Source organism: Streptomyces sp. NPDC058758 (genome assembly GCF_042746075.1).
In the GTDB taxonomy this organism is placed as follows: Bacteria; Actinomycetota; Actinomycetes; order Streptomycetales; family Streptomycetaceae; genus Streptomyces.
Genome location: NZ_JBHYPS010000014.1, coordinates 1 through 13,446 on the forward strand (window position 1 = coordinate 1; position 13,446 = coordinate 13,446).

The 13,446-nt window shown below is 71.9% G+C and carries 14 protein-coding genes; 7 read left to right on the forward strand and 7 right to left on the reverse strand.

The features are described from left to right. From ACFW6A_RS18435 to ACFW6A_RS18445, 3 genes are all read right to left on the reverse strand, one after another. Positions 1-1,649, reverse strand: a 1,649-nt coding sequence (locus ACFW6A_RS18435) for a hypothetical protein (RefSeq protein ID WP_386641482.1), incomplete at its 3' end; no start/stop codon positions are given. 246 nt (positions 1,650-1,895) lie between these two features. Next, positions 1,896-2,408, reverse strand: coding sequence for a DUF664 domain-containing protein (locus ACFW6A_RS18440; protein WP_351844664.1), 513 nt, complete (start codon positions 2,406-2,408; stop codon positions 1,896-1,898). Next, positions 2,408-2,818 carry a DUF1992 domain-containing protein gene (locus ACFW6A_RS18445; protein ID WP_386641485.1) on the reverse strand — a complete coding sequence of 137 codons (411 nt, stop codon included), beginning with the start codon at positions 2,816-2,818 and terminating at the stop codon, positions 2,408-2,410. The genes ACFW6A_RS18440 and ACFW6A_RS18445 overlap by 1 nt, the downstream gene beginning before the upstream one ends. 136 nt (positions 2,819-2,954) lie before the next feature. On the opposite strand from ACFW6A_RS18445, the gene ACFW6A_RS18450 reads away from it, so the two are divergent. After that, a complete protein-coding gene (locus tag ACFW6A_RS18450; protein WP_351844666.1) occupies positions 2,955-3,833 on the forward strand; it encodes a M23 family metallopeptidase in 879 nt (292 codons plus the stop codon). A 160-nt stretch (positions 3,834-3,993) separates the two neighbouring features. Here ACFW6A_RS18450 and ACFW6A_RS18455 read toward each other — a convergent pair whose 3' ends face one another. Then, positions 3,994-4,197, reverse strand: a complete 204-nt coding sequence (locus tag ACFW6A_RS18455; protein WP_043227793.1) for a cold-shock protein — start codon at positions 4,195-4,197, stop codon at positions 3,994-3,996. 283 nt (positions 4,198-4,480) lie between these two features. Here ACFW6A_RS18455 and ACFW6A_RS18460 point away from each other — a divergent pair, with 283 nt between their 5' ends. The 3 genes from ACFW6A_RS18460 to ACFW6A_RS18470 all read left to right on the forward strand — a co-directional run bounded on the left by ACFW6A_RS18460 (position 4,481) and on the right by ACFW6A_RS18470 (position 7,378). Continuing rightward, the gene (locus ACFW6A_RS18460; protein WP_351844670.1) at positions 4,481-5,347 is read left to right on the forward strand and encodes a menaquinone biosynthesis protein; all 867 of its coding nucleotides are present in this window, start codon (positions 4,481-4,483) and stop codon (positions 5,345-5,347) included. 208 nt (positions 5,348-5,555) lie between these two features. Then, positions 5,556-6,770, forward strand: a complete 1,215-nt coding sequence (mqnC, locus tag ACFW6A_RS18465) for a cyclic dehypoxanthinyl futalosine synthase (protein WP_351844672.1) — start codon at positions 5,556-5,558, stop codon at positions 6,768-6,770. Between the two features lie 8 nt (positions 6,771-6,778). Continuing rightward, a complete protein-coding gene (locus tag ACFW6A_RS18470; RefSeq protein ID WP_351844674.1) occupies positions 6,779-7,378 on the forward strand; it encodes a hypothetical protein in 600 nt (199 codons plus the stop codon). 58 nt (positions 7,379-7,436) lie between these two features. On the opposite strand, the gene ACFW6A_RS18475 is transcribed toward ACFW6A_RS18470, so the two are convergent. Then, the gene (locus tag ACFW6A_RS18475; protein WP_351844676.1) at positions 7,437-8,270 is read right to left on the reverse strand and encodes a hypothetical protein; all 834 of its coding nucleotides are present in this window, start codon (positions 8,268-8,270) and stop codon (positions 7,437-7,439) included. Between the two features lie 32 nt (positions 8,271-8,302). Continuing rightward, positions 8,303-8,845 carry a SigE family RNA polymerase sigma factor gene (locus ACFW6A_RS18480; RefSeq protein ID WP_351844678.1) on the reverse strand — a complete coding sequence of 181 codons (543 nt, stop codon included), beginning with the start codon at positions 8,843-8,845 and terminating at the stop codon, positions 8,303-8,305. A 116-nt stretch (positions 8,846-8,961) separates the two neighbouring features. On the opposite strand from ACFW6A_RS18480, the gene ACFW6A_RS18485 reads away from it, so the two are divergent. Both ACFW6A_RS18485 and ACFW6A_RS18490 read left to right on the forward strand, forming a co-directional pair. Further along, positions 8,962-9,657: a demethylmenaquinone methyltransferase gene (locus ACFW6A_RS18485; protein WP_351844680.1), complete on the forward strand. Its 696-nt coding sequence runs from the start codon at positions 8,962-8,964 to the stop codon at positions 9,655-9,657. A gap of 450 nt (positions 9,658-10,107) precedes the next feature. After that, complete coding sequence (locus ACFW6A_RS18490) at positions 10,108-11,394, forward strand: geranylgeranyl reductase family protein (protein ID WP_351844682.1); 1,287 nt, start codon at positions 10,108-10,110, stop codon at positions 11,392-11,394. A 78-nt stretch (positions 11,395-11,472) separates the two neighbouring features. Here the strand turns inward: ACFW6A_RS18490 and ACFW6A_RS18495 are convergent, their stop codons facing one another. Then, positions 11,473-12,381, reverse strand: coding sequence for an NlpC/P60 family protein (locus tag ACFW6A_RS18495; RefSeq protein WP_351844684.1), 909 nt, complete (start codon positions 12,379-12,381; stop codon positions 11,473-11,475). Positions 12,382-13,072: 691 nt separating this feature from the next. Between ACFW6A_RS18495 and ACFW6A_RS18500 the strand changes: the two genes are divergently transcribed. Next, positions 13,073-13,432 carry an NADH-quinone oxidoreductase subunit A gene (locus tag ACFW6A_RS18500; protein WP_030494815.1) on the forward strand — a complete coding sequence of 120 codons (360 nt, stop codon included), beginning with the start codon at positions 13,073-13,075 and terminating at the stop codon, positions 13,430-13,432. Positions 13,433-13,446 lie beyond the last annotated feature (14 nt).

Sequence of the window (13,446 nt, forward strand, 5' to 3'; positions counted from 1 at the left end):
GTGCGGGCGACGAGGTCGGCGTGGGCGGAGCCGGCGAGGTCGCCGGTGGCCTCGATCCGGTCGTAGGCCTGCCAGCCGCCGCCGATCCGGGTCTCCGGGGCGGTCGCGGAACTGCCCTTGCCCCACGAGGAGTCCGACCACAGCACGCCGGAGGCGTCGCGGCCCAGCAGGTCGACGGAGGCGTTGTCGTCGAAGTCGTGCGGCCTCGGCGCGCGGGTGACCGCGAAGGCGCCGGACGTCTTCAGGTCGGGGCCGACGCCCGCCATGGACGAGGCCGTCATCTCCCAGGTGTACGCGCCGTTGTAGAGGGCGGTCCGCGCGGCGGAGCCGTCCGCGTTCGTGGCGTCGAGGGTGTCGGTCAGGCGGCCGTAGTAGTCGTCGCCCGTGTAGGGGAAACCGGCGGAGAAGTCCTTCCACCAGTCCTCGTAGACGTCGAAGCCGTGCTGGGTCCAGGAGGAGGTCTTCCCGGTCCGGGTGTGCCTCAGGGTGAAGGTGACCTTCGCGTCACGGTGGTTGAGGAGGAACTTCACCGTGGGGGAGGGGGTCTTGTCCAGGTCGACCGTGCCCGTGGGGACCTGCGCCGGGCTCAGCTCCGCGACCTCCGCGGGGCCGTAGACGCCCATGACGGTCGTGGTCGGCCGGCCGTCCTCGCCGAGCGTGACGCGGTACGCGCCCTGGCCGACGCCGAGCTTGCCGCCGCCGGCCACCAGCGCGCCGGTGCCGTCGGGGACGGGGGAGCCGGTCGTGCGGTCGAGCAGGGGGAAGGTGGTGGCGGGCCCGCCGGTGAGGCTGGTGGCAACCAGGGTGGCGTTCCCGGTGGCGGGGTTCGGGCCGGCGTAGACGATCCAGTCGCCGAGGAGGCGGGGCACACCGGCCTTGCCCAGCTCGATCCGGCGGTCCTCGCCGGTGGCGCGGTCGCGGATGATCGCGGTCCGCGTCTTCGTCGTGGCGTTCCACGCGGACCAGGCGATCCGCGTGGCGTCGACGCTGATCGGGGTGTCCATGGTGGGCATGTCGCGGTAGATCCGCTCGCCGGGCGTCGCGAAGACCGTGGTGACCTCGGCCGAGGCCAGGTCGATCAGGCCGCTGTAGTCCTTGCCGTCGGCGCCCTGGAAACCGAGGACGGCCTCCTCCGGGGAGCCCGGCCGGACCGTCACGTCCGTCGCCCCGGCCGGCAGGCCGGTGACCTCGCGGCCGCCCTCGGCCGTGTGCACGGTCAGCTTGGTCTCCTCCCGGTCGACGGCGAAGGCGTACCCGCCGGCGACGCCGACCGTCCAGACGCCCTGGGGGAGGGGGAAGGCGGCGCCGGTGGCCATGTTCGTGACGCCCTTGCTGCCGCCGCCGTACAGGTCGCCGCCGACGGGCCCGGCGTAGCCCAGGGGGACCGTCTCGCCGGTCGCGTAACTCGTCCAGAAGGTCGAGTCGCCGTTGTACGTGAGCGTGGAGAAGAAGCCGCCGGCACCGGCCGCGATGGGCGTGGTGTGCGGCCGCATCTTCGGGACGCCCGCCTCGGCCGCCGGGGCGGAGGCGGCGGGGCCGTCGGCGGCGAAGGCCGCCGGGACGGTCAGGGCGCCGGCGCCGAGCGTGACGGCGAGGACGGTGGCGACGGACGCGGCGACGCGCTGGTGCCGGGCACGGGCGAAGAACAAGGATCCTCCAGGAGCGAACCGTTCCTCGTACGCGAGTACGAGACACGGAGTGGACTCCCGGGGGACCCGAAGGGTTGTACGGGCGGGGACACGAAGATCGTACGGACCCGGCGCCGGTCCCGGGCACGCGAAGGGCCGTACGGCGGTGGGCGCACAGGGCCGGGTCGTACGGGGGAACGCGCAGGGCCGCACGGCCGGTGGACGCGCAGGGCCGTACGGGCCCGCAGACGGCCCTCCCCGCCGGCCTCAGCCGCCCCGCCGCTCCACCACCCCGCGCACGTACCCCGCCTGCCCCGCGTGCTGGAGGTCCTCCGCGAGCACCGACACCAGCCGGACGCCCAGGGTCACCGGCGGGTCCCACGCGGTGTCGACGACCCGGTCCAGGTCCGCGCCGGTGACCGGGGCGAGCAGCGAGGCCGTCCGGTCGTGCACGGCGTCGTGGTAGCCCAGCAGCAGCGTGGCGGACGCCCGTACGGCTCCGACCTGCGCGGACGTGTGGCCGTAGCCGGTCGCGGCGGGCGGGAACGGCAGCCCGAAGCGGTCCCGCCAGCCGTCCGACCGCCACAGCTGCTCCGTGCCGAAGGCACCCGCCAGGTGGTCGTCCTGGATGCGGGTGAGGTGCCAGACCAGCCAGGCGATCGAGTTGGCGTCGGGATCGATCCTGGCGGCCAGCTCCTCCTCGTCGAGGCCGGTCACCGCCTGGTGGACGGCCTCCCGGATCCGGCCGAAGGAGTCGAGCAGCAGACCGGCGCTGTTCATCACGCCCCCTGGGGGTCGCGCGCCTCCCGCCACCGGGCCAGCTCCGCCTCGACGTCGAAGGGCGTCAGGTTCAGCGGGGGACCGGCCGGCGGGCGGCGCAGGGCTTCCGCGATCTTGGTGTTGACCTCGCCGAGGATCCGGCGGACCTGGCTCTCCGAGACGGCCGCCGCGACCGCCTCCGCCGCGTCCTCGGCCTCCTTGCGCAGCTGGGGGGCGGGCGGCAGGACCGACATGCCCTCGCGGTGCATCTTCTGCTTGACCCACCACAGCTCGTCGTAGGGGGCCGCCTCGTCCGGGAGGGGCTTGCCGAAGCCGGCGAGCTTGCTGAAGTCGCCGCGCTCGGCCGCCTCCCGGATCTGCTTGTCGACGAAGGACTCGAAGCTGACGCCGGGCGGTTTCCGTTCGGTCATGTGTCCAGCGTACGTACCGGAGCCCGCCGGCATGTGGGAAAGGCCGTCTACTGCGGCGGCCGGTCTTCAGGCACCCTGTGGTCGGTCAACGCGCGTCAACCCCGTCACCACCCGTCACCGACGCCCCGGAGGACCCATGCGTCACCCCCTGCGCACGGCACGCCCCGCCCCCCGGACCGCCGCCCCCCGGATCCCCGCCCTCGGCGCCCTGCTCACCCTCCTCGCCGGACTGCTCACCGTCCTCGGCACGGCGGGCACCGCCCACGCGGCGCCGCTCTTCAAGGCGCCGTTCCCCTGCGGCCAGAAGTGGACTTACAGCCACCACTCCGCCGAGGTCCGCCAGGCCCTCGACTTCGTCCGCTCCGACGGCGGCACCACCGCCGGCACCCCCGTCCTGGCCTCGGCCTCCGGCACCGCCTACCGCTACTCCCAGCCCTCGGGCGCCGGGAACTACATCGTGGTCGACCACGGCGGCGGCTGGAAGACGTACTACTTCCACCTGAACGCCTACTCGGTGGCGAACGGCGCCGCCGTCGCCCAGGGCCAGCAGATCGGCACCACCGGCTCCACCGGCAACAGCTCCGGCGCCCACATCCACTACGAGCAGCTCTACAACGGCGTCGGCCAGTCCATCGTGATCAACGGCGCCTCCCTCGCGCCCTACCCGGGCTCCTACGGCTCCAAGCACCTGACCAGCGACAACGGCTGCTCGGGCGGGGGCGGAGGCAAGTACTGGGTGGACACCTTCGCCCAGGCCACCGGCTACGCGGCCGCCAACACGAACGACGCTCAGGGCGTCCTGAACGCCGGCACGAACTACGTCTACTGCAAGGTCTGGGGCCAGGAGGTCCGCGACGCCTCCGGCAACTACAACCACTGGTGGCTCCGCACCGACCTGGACACCGTCTACGCCGGCAAGAACGGCTACGGCGCCTACGTCTCGGCGTACTACCTCTCCCGCTGGGGCAACGACGAGGCCCGCGACAACAACGGGACCGTGATCCCGAACTGCTGAGCCGGGCCCCCGCCGGCACCCCCCCGGAGGGCCCCGGTGCCCCGGCGAGCCCCCGGCGCGCCCCCGGAAACGGGCAGGAGCCCCGCTCGTGCCGCACCTGCGGCACGGAGCGGGGCTCCTTGGGTACTGCTCTAGGAGATCACGATCGCCACTACGGCGTTCAGATCGTGGTGACGTTCTCCGCCTGCGGGCCCTTCGGGCCCTGCGTGACGTCGAAGCTCACCTGCTGGTTCTCCTCAAGCGAACGGAAGCCGTTCGCGTTGATCGCGGAGTAGTGGACGAAGACATCCGGGCCGCCGCCTTCCTGGGCGATGAAGCCAAAGCCCTTTTCAGCGTTGAACCACTTGACGGTTCCGGTAGCCATGAGCCCTCCTATGGGCCAAAGGGTCGCCCTGCTCCAGAACCTGCAAACAAGTCTGAAAACTACAAAAGCCTGCGGGTCACATGCTCCGCAGGCTCTGTACTGCAAGGGAAACCAAACTGCAACTTGCGTCGAGCGTAGCACGCAGCGTGCTCAGGGCGATAGAGGGAAAGATCACGTCACCCTCATGTTTGATCGGCTTCCCGGCATGCTGACGCGCCGCGCCGATCTGCCCCGGATGTCCCCCGGCGATGTCCACCGTCCGAGACGGGTCTAGCCTCGCGTTGTGGACAATGCGAACGACGAGCACCAGCGCAGCCGGCCCCGGGTCGGGCACATCCAGTTCCTGAACTGCCTCCCCCTCTACTGGGGACTCGCCAGGACCGGAACGCTCCTCGATCTGGAGCTGACCAAGGACACCCCCGAGAAGCTGAGCGAGCGGCTCGTCCGGGGCGACCTCGACATCGGCCCCATCACCCTCGTCGAGTACCTCCGCCACGCCGACGGGCTCGTCGCCCTGCCCGACATCGCGGTCGGCTGCGACGGCCCCGTCATGTCCTGCGTGATCGTCTCCCAGCGGCCCCTGGAGGAGCTGGACGGCGCCCGCGTCGCACTCGGCTCCACCTCCCGGACCTCGGTCCGCCTCGCCCAGCTGCTGCTCGCGGAGCGGTACGGCGTGTCGCCCGCCTACTACACCTGCCCCCCCGACCTGGGCCTGATGATGCAGGAGGCCGAGGCGGCGGTCCTCATCGGCGACGCCGCCCTGCGCGCCTCGCTGCACGACGCGCCCCGGCTCGGGCTCCAGGTCCACGACCTCGGCCTGATGTGGAAGGAGTGGACCGGACTCCCCTTCGTCTTCGCCGTCTGGGCGGCCCGCAAGGACTACCTGGCGCGCGAACCGGAGACCGTCCACGACGTCCACCGGGCCTTCCTCGCCTCCCGCGACCTCTCCCTCGACGAGGTCACCAAGGTCGCGGAACAGGCCGCCCGCTGGGAGTCCTTCGACGCCGAACTGCTGGAGCGGTACTTCCGCACGCTCGACTTCCGCTTCGGCCCCGAGCAACTCGCCGGAGTGCGCGAGTTCGCCCGCCGCACCGGACCGACGACCGGATTCCCGGCGGACGTCGCGGTCGATCTGCTGCCCCCGGAATAGGACCGCCGCGGCCCGGGCAATTCACGCCCGCATTTCCCGCCCGGGCCCCGCGCCGCCCCCTCCCATTCCCCCGCGGGAATCGCGCAGGGGATCGCGCAGGGGAACGTTCATCGGAAATTCATGCCGACGCGGACCCCGGCCCGGTCCCGCACCGCCCCTGGCGTACGCTGGTTCGGTCTGTCAGCAACCCTCCGAAAGGGACGAAACGGTGACCGAGAAGGCCGACCTCACGTCATTCGATGTCACAGCCGTTCTCGACCGTGCCGCCGCGGGCGGCCGGATCACCCCCGAGGAGGCGCTCGACCTGTACCGCTCGGCGCCCCTGCACGCGCTCGGCGCCGCCGCCGACGCCGCGCGCCGCCGCCGCTACGCCGGTACCGAGCACATCGCGACGTACATCATCGAGCGGAACATCAACTACACCAACGTCTGCGTGACGGCGTGCAGGTTCTGCGCCTTCTACGCCGCCCCCAAGGACACCGAGAAGGGCTGGACCCGCGACCTCGACGACATCCTGCGCCGCTGCGCGGAGACCGTCGAGCTCGGCGGCACCCAGATCATGTTCCAGGGCGGCCACCACCCGGACTACGGCGTCGAGTACTACGAGAAGCACTTCGCCGCCATCAAGAAGGACTTCCCGCAGCTCGTCATCCACTCCCTCGGCGCCTCCGAGGTCGAGCACATGGCGCGGATCTCCGGCGTCTCCGTCGAGGAGGCCATCACCCGCATCCACGCCGCCGGCCTCGACTCCTTCGCCGGCGCCGGCGCCGAGCTGCTCCCGGAGCGCCCCCGCAAGGCCATCGCGCCCCTCAAGGAGTCCGGCGAGCGCTGGCTGGAGATCATGGAGATCGCCCACGGCCTCGGCGTCGAGTCGACCTCCACCATGCTCATGGGCACCGGCGAGACCAACGCCGAGCGGATCGAGCACCTGCGGATGATCCGCGACGTGCAGGACCGGACCGGCGGCTTCCGGGCCTTCATCCCGTACACGTACCAGCCCGAGAACAACCACCTCAAGGGCCGCACGCAGGCCACCCTCTTCGAGTACCTGCGGATGATCGCGATCTCCCGGATCTTCCTCGACAACGTCGCCCACATCCAGGGCTCCTGGCTGACCACCGGCAAGGAGGTCGGCCAGCTCTCCCTGCACTACGGCGCCGACGACCTCGGCTCGATCATGCTGGAGGAGAACGTCGTCTCCTCCGCCGGTGCCCGGCACCGCTCCAACCGCCTGGAGATCATCGACCTCATCCGCAAGGCCGGCCGCGTCCCCGCCCAGCGCTCCACCACCTACGAACACCTCGTCGTCCACGACGACCCGGCGAACGACCCGGTCGACGACCGCGTCGCCTCCCACATCTCGTCCGTGGCCATCGAGGGCGGCACGGCCCACCCCGAGCTGAAGCTCCTCGACGCGAACTGAGGCCCCCGTTGCCCACCCTGCACGCCGCCGACGGGTCGCCGGAGACCGCCGTCCTCGTCGACGGCGCGCGGATCGCCGCCGTCGGCCCGTACGAGGAACTGGCGGAGGCCCACCAGGACGCCCGGCTGCGCCGCTGGCCGGGCATCCTGCTGCCCGGCCTGCTCAACCCGTACGCCCCCGAGCTCCTGGAGCGGACCTACCACCCGGACCCGCGCGAGGCCGACGCCCTCGGCACCGCGCCGATCACGGGCGAGCGGGCCGCGGAGCTCTTCCGCGCCGACCCCGCCCGGCTCGGCGCCAGCGCCCGGCGCGGCGTCCAGCGGATGCTCGCCCACGGCACGGTCGCCGTCGCCGGCGAGCTGCGCACCCGCGCCGCCGCCGACGCGGTGCGCCGCGCCGGCCTCGCGGTCGGCCGCCGCCCCGACGTGCTCCCCGGCCCCCCGGCGCTCTCGCCGGTGCCGCTCGTCCTGCTCCCGCGCCTGGCCCCCGGCGCCCCGGCCCGCTTCGCCGTCTTCGACGTCCCCACCCCGGCCGACCTCGTCCGCCGGGGCGCCTCGACCTGCGTCGCCACCGTCATCGACGGCCGCCTGGTCCACCGCACCCGCTGACCGGGCCCGCCGCCCCGCACGACCCGCCGATCCGACGGCGCCCGTCGTGGGCGGCGCGTCAGCCGCCCACGACGGCCGGCGGCAGCTTCTCCTCCACCGGCCGCGCGTCCGCCTCCTTCACCAGGTCGAGGAAGCGCGGGTCCCCGGCCACGGCGAAGAGCTGGCGCGGGGTCACGGGTGACGACAGGCGCTCGGGCTCGACGGAGAGCCGCACGCGGCTGCCGCCGTAGGTGAACCGGACGTACGCGGCCAGGGTGCCCGGCTCGTTCGCCTGCATCGACAGCAGCTGCGCCGCGTGGTCCCCGTCGAGGGCGACGGTCTCGCAGACGATCCTCGGGTCCGGCCTGTCCGGGCAGTCGTCGACGGACCGGTCGTCGGTCGGCCGCACCGACACGGTCAGCCGGAAGTGCTTCCCGTCCGCCGTGATCCGGTAGGCGGACACCTTGTCCTTGACCGGCCGGATCTCGGTGACCTTGGAGGGCAGCAGCTCGTCGAGCAGCACGGCCACGCGCTGCTGGTGGACTGCCCGGCGCTCCCGCTCGGCGTCCGACAGCCCGTCCGGGTTGTCGGGCGGGGGGACGCCCGGCGTCTCCTCCACGACCACCGGGGGATGGCTCGCGTCCGGCTCCGCACTCGGGCTCGCGCTCGCCCCCGGCGACGAGGGCGGGGCGGCCGGCAGCGCCGGAGCCGGGCCGTTCGCCGGCAGCAGCGTGAGCCCGAGGGCCCCGGCGGTGACCACGCCGAACGCGGCCGCCGCGGTGGCGAACCGGGCCCTGGCCCGGCGCCTGCGCCCGTCGCGCACGGCGAGCGGGACCAGATCGGGCAGCGGCGGCAGCTCCTCCGCCGTGCGGTCCAAGGCGTCCCGGAGGGCGGTGGTGTCGTCGTCGTTCACAGCAGACCTCTTCCTCTTCTTCCTCGGGTTCCTCAGAGCGAGAGCCCGGCGTCGGCCAGGCGCACGCGCAGACGGACCAGCGAGCGCGAGCACTGGCTCTTCACGGTGGCCTCGCTGCACCGCAGCAGCGCGGCGACGGAGGCCACGCTCTGGTCGTCCCAGTAGCGCAGCACCACCATGGCCCGCGCCCTCGGCGGCAGTTCGGCGAGCGCGGCGAGCAGCGTCACCCGCAGCTCCGGCTGGTCGGCGGCGGGCTCCCGCACGGTGCCGCCGGTGCGGGTGAGGACCAGCAGGTCCCGCAGCCGCCTGCGCCGCTCGGCCAGGAAGGTCCGGGTCAGCACGGTCTTGGCGTAGGCGTGCGGATGCTCGGCCGACCCCGCCTTCCGCCAGTGCCGGTACAGCTTCGCCAGCGTCGTCTGGGTCAGGTCCCGCGCGTGCTCCGCGTCCCCGCAGAGCAGGTACGCCGTCCGGTACAGCCGCTGCTGCGCCGTCCGCGCGAACTCCTCGAACCCGGCCGCCGACCCCACGTCCGGCACCCGGACCGCCCGTGGGTCCACCTCGGTCGTCACTGCCATCGCACTCCCGCTCTCCTCGCCGTCGTGTGCGTGTGTCCGACCGTCCTTGAGCACCCGTGCTGCCGAAAGGTTGAAGCGGTACGGGAAGAGATTCGGGCGGCTGCTTGAATGGGGAGGTGACCCGAGCATCCCTGGACAAGCAGCCGCACGAAGTCGCCTCCATGTTCGACGGCGTGGCGGCCAACTACGACCTCACCAACGACGTGCTGTCGCTCGGCCAGGACCGCAGATGGCGCAAGGAGGTCGCCAAGGCGGTCGACGCGCGGCCCGCGCAGAAGATCCTCGACCTCGCCGCCGGCACGGCCACCTCCTCGCAGCCCTTCGCGCGGGCGGGCGCGTACGTCGTCCCCTGCGACTTCTCCCTCGGCATGCTGCGGGTCGGCAAGCAGCGGCACCCGTGGATGCCGTTCACCGCGGGCGACGGCACGAAGCTGCCCTTCCGGGACGACGTCTTCGACGCGGTGACGATCTCCTTCGGCCTCCGCAACATCCAGGACACCGAGCAGGCGCTGCGCGAGCTGTACCGGGTCACGAAGCCCGGCGGCCGGGTCGTGATCGCGGAGTTCTCCCACCCCACGTGGGCCCCGTTCCGCACGGTGTACGAGGAGTACCTGATGCGTGCGCTGCCGCCGGTGGCGCGGGCGGTCTCCTCCAACCCCGACGCGTACGTCTACCTCGCCGAGTCCATCCAGTCCTGGCCCGACCAGCCCGCCCTCGCGGGCCTCCTCCAGAAGGCCGGCTGGACCAAGGTCGCCTGGCGCAACCTCACCGGCGGCATCGTCGCCCTCCACCGAGGCTTCAAACCCGCCTGATCCCCCGTTCCGGGCGCCCCCGTTCCGTTGTGGGCAGTCGTTCCGCTAGGGGCGGAACGGGTGGGCACAGCGGAACGGCACCTTTGCGGGTGCCTCCGCTCCTGCGCCTGGACCCGCACCCGTACGGCGTCGTACAGCGGGTGCGGGTTCAGGCCCGGAAGCCGCGGCCCGGCAAGGGGCGCCGTCCCTGTGCCCACCCGTCCCTCCCCCGAGGACTTCGTCCAGGGGGACCCCAGCGGGACGATTGCCCACAGGGCCGGGGCGCAGCCCGCACGAGGGGGACGGGCGCAGCCCGCAGGGTCGGGGGCGCAGCCCGCACAGGGGGACGGGAGCGCGGCCCGCGCAGGCGGCGGGGCGTCCACCCGCAGGGGGTGGGCCTCCGGTGGGGGGCGGGGTGGGCGGCCTAGACTTCGGTACGACCCTCTTCGCCGACCTTTCGGGAGATCCGCCGTGACCGAGACCCCCCTCTCCGAGCACAGCGCAGACGTGATCGTCGTCGGGGCGGGCCCGGCCGGCTCCACCACCGCCTACTACCTGGCGAAGGCCGGCCTGGACGTCCTGCTCCTGGAGAAGACCGCGTTCCCGCGCGAGAAGGTCTGCGGCGACGGACTGACCCCCCGCGCCACGAAGCAGCTCGTCTCCATGGGCATCGACATCTCCGAAGAGGCCGGCTGGCTGCGCAACAAGGGCCTGCGGATCATCGGCGGCGGCGTCCGGCTCCAGCTGGACTGGCCCGACCTGGCCTCTTACCCGGACTACGGACTGGTCCGCAAGCGCGACGACTTCGACGAGATGCTGGCGCGGCAGGCGCAGAAGGCGGGCGCCCGCCTGTACGAGCGCTGCAACGTCGGCGCGCCGGTCGTCGACGACCGCACCGGCCGCATCACCGGCGTCCACGCCAAGCTGGGCGAGGAGAAGACCGAGGTCACCTTCCACGCCCCGCTGGTCGTCGCGGCCGACGGCAACTCGACCCGGCTCTCCCTCGCGATGGGCCTGCACCGGCGCGAGGACCGGCCGATGGGCGTCGCGGTCCGCACGTACTTCACGACCCCCCGGCACGACGACGACTACCTGGAGTCGTGGCTGGAGCTGTGGGACAAGCGCGGCACCGAGGACCGCCTCCTCCCCGGCTACGGCTGGATCTTCGGCATGGGCGACGGCACCTCCAACGTCGGCCTCGGCATCCTCAACTCCTCCTCCGCCTTCCGCGAGCTGGACTGGCGCGAGGTGCTGAAGGCGTGGTGCGCCTCGATGCCGGAGGACTGGGGCTTCACCCCGGACAACATGACGACGCCGATCCGCGGCGCCGCCCTCCCGATGGCCTTCAACCGCCAGCCGCACTACACCAAGGGCCTGCTGCTCGTCGGCGACGCGGGCGGCCTGGTCAACCCGTTCAACGGCGAGGGCATCGCCTACGCGATGGAGTCCGGCCAGATCGCCGCCGACGTCATCGTCCAGGCTCACGCCCGCGCCACCCCCGCCCAGCGCGAACTGGCCCTCCAGAGCTACCCCCGCATCCTCAAGGACACCTACGGCGGCTACTACACGCTGGGCCGCGCCTTCGTGAAGCTGATCGGCAACCCGAAGGTCATGAAGATCGCGACCCAGCGCGGCCTCACCCACCCGGTCCTGATGAAGTTCACCCTGAAGATGCTGGCGAACCTCACGGACCCGACGGGCGGGGACGCGATGGACCGGATCATCAACGGCCTCTCGAAGGTCGCGCCGAAGGCCTGACCCCGCCGCACGGCACGACGAAGGGCCGTCGCTCCCCCGAGGAGTGACGGCCCTTTCGTACGGCTCCGATCGCGGGGATCAGAGGATGCGGACGGCGCCCGACGGCGGGTCCCAGTCGAGCGAGCGCTCGACGACGCCGGTCGAGGAGTTCTGCGCGCCGACGTACTTGCCGCCGCCGACGTAGATGGCGACGTGGTACGAGCCGCTGCGGCTGCCCCAGTAGAGGACGTCGCCCGGCTGGAGGTTGCTCAGGGAGACCGAGGTGCCCATGCTCGACTGCTGGTACGAGATGCGCGGCAGGTCGATGCCCGCGGCGGCGTAGGCGGCCTGGACGAGGCCGGAGCAGTCCCAGGAGTTGGGGCCGGTGCCGCCGGAGACGTACGCGTCGCCGACCTGTGCCCTGGCGAAGGCGACGATCGAGGCGGCGGTGCCGGAGGAGACCTGGGTCGACTCGGAGGAGGAGCCGGCCGAGGAGCCGCTGTCGCTCGACGAGCCGGAGCCCGAGGAGTCCGAGGACGCGGAGGTCGCGGTGAGCTGGGTGCGGGCGCTGTCGCGGGAGGCGCGGGCCTGGGCCTCGGCGCGGGCCTGGGCCTCGGCGCGCTCGCGCTCGGCCTTCGCCTCGGCCTCCTGGCGGGCCTTCTCGGCGCGCTCGGCCTCGGCCTTGCGGTCGGCCTCGGCCTTCGCCTTCCTGGCCTCCTTGGCGGCCGTCTCCAGGGCGGCGGCCTCCTGGGCCTCCAGGCTCTGGTCGAGAGCCTCCTGCTGGGACGCCTCGGCGGAGGCGGCCACGGCGCTGGAGAGGTCGGTGCCGAGCGAGCCCAGCGTGGGCATCTCGATGGTCTCGGTCACCGGCTCGGCACTCGCCGGGCCGGCAGCACCGGCCACCGCGATGGTGCCGAGGACGCCACCGGCAACTCCGGCGCGGAGCGCGAGCTTGGAGGCGCTGCGGCGGGGCTTCCGGTGGCTGGGTATGTGAGCGGTGTGGGACATGGGTACAACCGCTATCAGGGCTTCACGGTTCCCTTCAAGAAACGTGGGTTGCGCCACAGTTACGACCGGAACCGTCCAATCCGCTTTCCTGTCGCCCTTATTGACGCCGTAACGGGCAAAACGGGCACGGCTCATTCCGCCCTTGATCACGGGTTTTCGATGAGATGCCCGAATTGCCCTGCGCTTACCACCTCTTGAGCCCGATGGCCAAGCCCCGTTCTTTTCGGCTCTTGGAAGAGTGACGCAGGTCACATCTTTGTCTCGTGAACGCGTGCACACGGAGCCGGGGCGTCCACTTCGGTCCGCCCGGCCCCCCGGACGGGCGACCCGGGGTCCTTTATCACCCGCACGCCTCCACTGCCAATTTGCTTGTAGGGCTCATCTCTTGATAGTGCGACACCCCTTCCGACCAGCGATTTCCGGTCCGAATGTCACACCTGGTGATCACCTGGGCGCTTCACGCGACAAGATCACCGCTCATCCGACTTCATGATCCTTCGTCAGGTGGTGGAGATCACAAATCCGTTGGTGACCCCCGTGTCGCAGATCACAGAGGGGCGGGCTTAAGATACGCGGACGTCGGGCTTGTGAACTGCCTCACATGTGGGCGATCTTCCCGGAGGTCGCCGCGAGGCTCCGCGAGCCGACAGTGCGGTCCAACGGTCAAGGACGACTGGAAGGAGCGAGGAGCGTGAATGCGTACGCGCCCATCCTCGTGCTCGGTGCCCTGGGTGCGGGGTTTGCGATCTTCTCCGTGGTCATGGCCACGCTAATCGGGCCAAAGCGGTACAACAGGGCAAAACTTGAGGCGTACGAGTGCGGCATCGAGCCGACGCCCACTCCCGCCGGCGGCGGCCGCTTCCCCATCAAGTACTACCTGACGGCGATGCTCTTCATCGTCTTCGACATCGAGATCGTCTTCCTCTACCCCTGGGCGGTCACCTTCGACGCCCTGGGGCTTTTCGGGCTCGTGGAGATGCTGCTCTTCGTGCTCACCGTCTTCGTCGCCTACGCCTACGTGTGGCGTCGCGGCGGCCTGGAATGGGACTGAGGGGCTGAGGAGCA

Excerpts from the sequence above, each read along its gene's own strand:
- ACFW6A_RS18440 (WP_351844664.1), bottom strand. The coding sequence starts at position 2,408 with ATGAACAGCGCCGGTCTGCTGCTCGACTCCTTCGGCCGGATCCGGGAG.
- ACFW6A_RS18445 (WP_386641485.1), bottom strand. The coding sequence starts at position 2,818 with ATGACCGAACGGAAACCGCCCGGCGTCAGCTTCGAGTCCTTCGTCGAC.
- ACFW6A_RS18450 (WP_351844666.1), top strand. The coding sequence starts at position 2,955 with ATGCGTCACCCCCTGCGCACGGCACGCCCCGCCCCCCGGACCGCCGCC.
- ACFW6A_RS18455 (WP_043227793.1), bottom strand. The coding sequence starts at position 4,197 with ATGGCTACCGGAACCGTCAAGTGGTTCAACGCTGAAAAGGGCTTTGGC.
- ACFW6A_RS18480 (WP_351844678.1), bottom strand. The coding sequence starts at position 8,845 with ATGGCAGTGACGACCGAGGTGGACCCACGGGCGGTCCGGGTGCCGGAC.
- ACFW6A_RS18495 (WP_351844684.1), bottom strand. The coding sequence starts at position 12,381 with ATGTCCCACACCGCTCACATACCCAGCCACCGGAAGCCCCGCCGCAGC.